Here is a 5,793-nt window from a genome sequence, read left to right on the forward strand (position 1 = left end):
TGGGATTTAGGACAAATACAAGCCCAACAAATAACTGATAACGTAGTGGAATTGATGGTGGCTAAGGTGCAAAAATTACCACCACAGACACAAGCTGTTTTGAAGCTAGCAGCTTGTATGGGAAACAAATTTGACTTGAAGCAGTTGGCAATTGTTTATGAAAAAGCACCTCAAGAAACAGCAACTGATCTTTGGGCAGCGATCGCAGAAGGCTTAATCTTACCCCTGAACGATGCCTACAAGTTAATAGAAATGGATGTGGCTGGTCTGTCCGAGCAGTTAGTGGTAGAATACAAATTTGCTCATGACCGAATTCAGCAAGCAGCTTATTACCTCATTCCTCAAGCAGATAAACAATCGGTACATCTGCAAGTCGGTCAATTGTTAATAAAGAATACGTCGCCAAGGGAACTTGAAGATAATCTATTTGATATTGTTAATCAATTGAACATCGGTCAGATGCTAATTTATCAACAAACTGAACGGGATGCTTTAGCGAATTTAAACCTACAGGCAGGGAAAAAAGCTAAAGCTTCAGCAGCCTATCAACCAGGATTTAACTATTTGAAATTTGGTCTGGATTTGCTAGAGGAAGGCTGTTGGCAAAGGCAGTACGATCTAACCCTAGAACTCTATGTAGAAGCAGCAGAGGCAGCTTACCTGAGTACCGATTTTGAGGAAATGGAGCGCTTAACGGAGATAGTCCTGAAACAAGCCAAGACGCTGCTAGACAAAGTAAAAGCCTACGAAGTTTCTATCCAAGGGTATTGGGCAGAGAACAAAAACCTGGAAGCTGTTAACACTGCGCTCAAAGTGCTGAAGTTGTTAGGAGTGGTCTTTCCAGCACAGCCAAGCCTGGCGAATATGATGCTTACTTTGGAGGAGACACAGTTAGTTTTAACAGGAAAAGTGCCCTCGGACTTAATTGACCTGCCAACAATGACCGATCCGATCGCACTAGCAGCCATGCAGATTATGACCATTGTATGGAGTCCTGCTTACATAACAGTGAATGAACTGATTCCCCTGATTGCCTGCAAACAAGTTAATCTTTCGGTTACGAAAGGCAACGCACCCGAATCAGCTTTTGCATATGCGAACTATGGATTGATTATCTGTGGTAGTGGACAGATTGATACCGCATATCAACTAGGTCAACTAGCTTTATGTCTGTTAGAACAGTTCAATGCCAAAAAACTTAAAGCCAAAATCTATGTGTTCTGTAACTTTGTAAGACATTTGAAAGAGCATCTCAGGAAAGTGTTGCTATACGAGTTAGAAGCCTATCAAAGCGGACTGGAAAGCGGAGATTTTGAATTTGCTGCCGGTGGTGCAATGGGTTACTGCATGATGTCCTATTTGAGTGGCAGGGAATTGTTAGAACTCGAACGAGAACAGGCAACCTACAATCAAGCTATTGCTCAACTCAAGCAAGAAGCATTTCTTCAGTGGCATCAAATGTTTTGGCAAGTAGTCTTAAACTTGATAGGACGGTCTGAAAATCCGTATTGTTTAAATGGTGAAGTATACGATGAGACGAGAATGCTGCCGCTTCATCTTAAAGCCACAGATAAAACCGCAATGCTTCACTTGTATACTAACAAAGTTACCCTGTGTTATCAGTTCTATGAGTTCCAGCAAGCGCTTGAAAATGCAGTTAAATTGGAAGAATATATAGTTAATGCGTCAACAACCTGCTTTGCTCCGCCAGCCTATTTTTATGATTCGCTAGCTCGGCTAGCAGTTTTTCTTAATGCCTCAGAGACAGAACAAAACCGCATTCTAGAAAAAGTCACTGCCAACCAGGAAAAAATGGAACTATGGGCGCATCATGCCCCAATGAATTACCTACACAAATTCTATCTAGTGGAAGCAGAACGCGATCGCGTATTAGGTAACGATAAAGATGCCAGAGAATATTACGACAAAGCGATCGCCCTAGCCCGCGAAAACGAATATCTCAACGAAGAAGCCCTCGCCTACGAACTAGCAGGAAGATTTTACCTCGCCAGAAATCAAAATCATGTCGCCCGTCACTATTTGCAAGATGCCCACTATGCGTATCAGCGCTGGGGCGCTGTAGCTAAAGTAAAAGATTTGGAAGCGCGATACCCGCAATTTTTAGCCCTCCAGTCGGTTAGTTCAACTCAAAATACCAAAAATCCGATTACCACAACATCTGGAAGAGCGGGCGAAACGTTGGATTTTGCCGCCGTAATGAAAGCATCCCAAGCTATCTCCGGCGAAATCGTTTTAGCACAATTGTTAGATCGGGTGATGAAAGCTGCGATCGAAAACGCAGGCGCAGAAAAAGGTTTTCTCATCTTAGATAAAAGCGGGAATTGGGTAATCGAAGCCCAAGCAGCAGTGGAGAGCGATCGCATTACCATTCTCCAATCCATTCCCGTAGATTCTGTAGACCCTGCAACTCAAATTCCCCTCCTATCAACCGCCATCGTTAACTACGTCGCTCGCAGCCACGAAAACGTAGTATTAAATAACGCCACCGAATCAGGACAATTTACCCGCGACGCTTACATTCTCGCCACTCAAACTAAATCCATCCTCTGCACTCCCCTACTCGATCGCGGCAAACTAGCAGGCATTCTCTACTTAGAAAATAATCTGGCGATCGGCGCATTTACCCCGCAACGAGTCGAAACTTTACAAATCATTGCCGCTCAAGCCGCCATCTCTATTGAAAACGCTCAACTCTACGAACAATTAGAAGATTATAACCGAACTTTGGAACAAAAAGTCGAAGAACGCACCAAAGAATTATCCCACACCCTGGAAATTCTCAAAGCAACTCAAGCCGAATTAGTAATCGAAAATGCCCTGCTCAGAAGTGCCGAAGAACCGCAGGGTTACGATTACCAAGTAGGCGGAAGTTTGCCCATAGATGCACCTACTTATGTCGTGCGATCGGCAGACCGACATTTATACAAAGCCTTAAGACTCGGACAGCTTTGTTACATCCTCAACACCCGACAGATGGGCAAATCCAGCTTGCGCGTCCAAATCATGAAAAAGCTGCAAGCAGAAGGCTTTGCTTGTGTTGCGATCGATATTTCTACAATGAGCAATTCCCAGGTAACTTTAGAGCAGTGGTATGCAGGCTTTGCCTACCTTTTAGTTAGCGGTTTGAATCTGTTAGATAAAGTCAATATCCGGACTTGGTGGCGGGAACGCGAATTATTATCCCCCGTGCAGCGTTTATCAGAATTTCTCAACGAAGTCTTATTAACAAATATTTCTGAAAAAATCATTATTTTCATCGATGAAATCGATAGCGTTCTCGACCTTCAGTTTGACAGCAGTGCATTTTTTGGCATCATCCGCACTTGCTATAACAAACGCGCCGATAGTTCCGACTATCAGCGTTTGAATTTTGTGCTTTTAGGTGTAGCGACTCCTTCCCAATTAATTCAAGATAAAAACCGCACACCTTTTAATGTCGGTCAAGCAATTCAACTCAAAGGTTTCCAAGCGCATGAAGCTCAACCATTACTGCAAGGATTGACCAAACGAGTCACCAATCCCCAAACCCTACTCACAGAAGTAATAAACTGGACGGGAGGACAGCCTTTTCTCACCCAAAAAGTCTGCAAACTGATTTGCAATTCTAACTCTCCCATTCCCACAAACGATGAAGCAGCTTACGTGGAAAACTTGGTGCGATCGCACATTATCGAAAATTGGGAATCCCAAGACCAACCAGAACATTTGCGGACAATACGCGATCGGATTTTGAACGATAAACAGCGTGCTGTTGAACTCCTCCAACTTTACCGCCAAATTTTACACCAAGGACAGATTATCGCCCTTGATAATTCCGCAGAAACAGAATTAGTCATGTCCGGTTTAGCAGTCAAGCGAGACGATTATCTCCAAATCAATAACCGTATTTATAAATTAGTATTTGACGAGCGTTGGGTAGAAAAACAAATCAATCGTCTTTAATAATGCGATCGCAACTTCTTTCCGCTACCGATGCACCCGGATACGATGCAGTTTTGTCTTGCCTAAAAATCCCTTCTTATCTGCGTTCATCTGCGTTTATCTGCTCACATCTGCGGTAAAAATTTAACCCCTCATTCCCACAGATAATCTTTCGTATCAATCTTACCCTACCCATGCAACCGGAGACGATATCACCGGGTTAATCGAAGCCTATTTCGTACTAGGGACGGTTTCAGAACCGCCCCTTCTTTTCTTTCCATTAATATTGAGAAGCACCCTGTTTATTCCCTTGCAGCTATAACGGTCTGTAACCAGTATCGTGACTGCTAAACTCGCGACTGGCACGAGCTGGATCGACCCCTTCATTGCGAACTCGACGACGCAAATCTCCTACATCTGAAGAAGCTTTCACAGCTTCATCACCGCTGATTTTACCCATCAACACCAATTCACAGAGAGCTTGGTTAAGCACCTGCATACCCTCATCAATGCCATTTTCAATTAAATGATAAGCTTCCTCCTCATTGCCCTTCATCAAAAAGTCCTGCATAGCAGGAGTATTGATTAAAATTTCATGAGCTGCCGTGCGACGTCCATCAGTTGTTTGTAGCAATATTTGAGCAACTACCGCTACCAAAGAATCGGCGATTTGAATCCGCATTGATGGCTGTTCGTCTGGATTGTAAATACCCAGCAACCTATTCACAGCATTGAGAGCGTTGCGAGTGTGCAGAGTACCGAAAACCAAATGACCGGTTTGTGCGGCTTTTAAAGCTATATCAACTGTAACGCGATCGCGCATTTCCCCGATCAGAATCGCATCCGGGTCTTCCCGCAAAGCCGCCCGCAGCGCATCGTGGAACTCATGCGTATGCAAACCGACTTCTCTTTGACTGACTAGACACTTGTGCGAAGCATGAACAAATTCGATCGGATCTTCGATCGTAATAATATGCTTTGCCAACGTTTCGTTCATATAACGAATCATTGCCGCCAAACTCGTTGATTTCCCCGAACCCGTTGGCCCCGTAACCAAAATCAGTCCTTGCGGGCGCTGCACAATTTCTTTCAAAATAGGTGGCAACCCCAAACTATCAATCGAAGGAACATCCAACGGAATCAACCGCAGCACCATCGCCCCGCCCAGCAGCGTTTCAAAACAATTCACCCGACAGCGCACAACACCGGGGTAGTAAAGGGCGGTATCCAATTCCTTCGTTTCCGCAAAGCGCTGTCGCTGCGCTGGAGTGACAGTTTCAGATAGATAGTGTTCAAAAAGTTCCGGCGTTACCTTGTCATGATTTCCCAGCGGTACCATCTGACCCCGAATTCGATATCTCGGCACTTCCCCAACTCGAATGTGAATGTCAGACACTTGCTGAGAATGAGCGTGCTTCACCATTCGTTCGATCGAAGGCAAAACATTAGCAGCATTTCGTGCCTGTGCTGGCTGCCCTTGACCCGGCGGTGGAACTGGCGGATTGCTTCCTTGAGCTTGAGTTGTTTGTTTTGTGGTATTTTGCTCTTGGCCCGCTGGAGGCCGATCGGAGCCTTCCAACCGAGTTTTTTGCCTTGTGGCATCCTGGATATTATCTGCCGCTGTCGGCTCGTGCGGTTCTTGAAATCGAGCTCTAGACGTTTTTACACCCTGTATTTGACTGGGTGGTATGGGCGGTTTATCCTTAGAATTCTCTAGAAGGTTTCCAGATGTTGTTGACATTTTTTTTCTCTTCTTTTCCTATGCTGAAACAAATAACCTCAAAGGGGGTTAGGGGTTAGGGGCTAGGGGCTAGGGATTAGGGGCTAGGGATTAGGGGCTAGGGGCTAGGG

At 44.8% G+C, this 5,793-nt stretch carries 2 protein-coding genes; one reads left to right on the forward strand and one right to left on the reverse strand.

Annotated elements, in window-relative coordinates; genetic code table 11:
* A partial coding sequence (locus H6S82_RS15560) for an AAA-like domain-containing protein (RefSeq protein WP_191056391.1) occupies nt 1-3,963 on the forward strand: 3,963 nt, incomplete at its 5' end.
* A 295-nt stretch (nt 3,964-4,258) separates the two neighbouring features.
* Here the strand turns inward: H6S82_RS15560 and H6S82_RS15565 are convergent.
* Nucleotides 4,259-5,683, reverse strand: coding sequence for a PilT/PilU family type 4a pilus ATPase (locus tag H6S82_RS15565; RefSeq protein WP_190463620.1), 1,425 nt, complete (start codon nt 5,681-5,683; stop codon nt 4,259-4,261).
* Nucleotides 5,684-5,793: the final 110 nt, after the last annotated feature.

This window comes from Planktothrix sp. FACHB-1355, from assembly GCF_014748295.1.
Taxonomy (GTDB): Bacteria; Cyanobacteriota; Cyanobacteriia; order Cyanobacteriales; family Aerosakkonemataceae; genus Aerosakkonema; species Aerosakkonema funiforme_A.

What these genes read in the sequence shown, in the direction of transcription:
- H6S82_RS15565 (WP_190463620.1), bottom strand. Translation starts at nt 5,683, where the DNA reads ATGTCAACAACATCTGGAAACCTTCTAGAGAATTCTAAGGATAAACCG.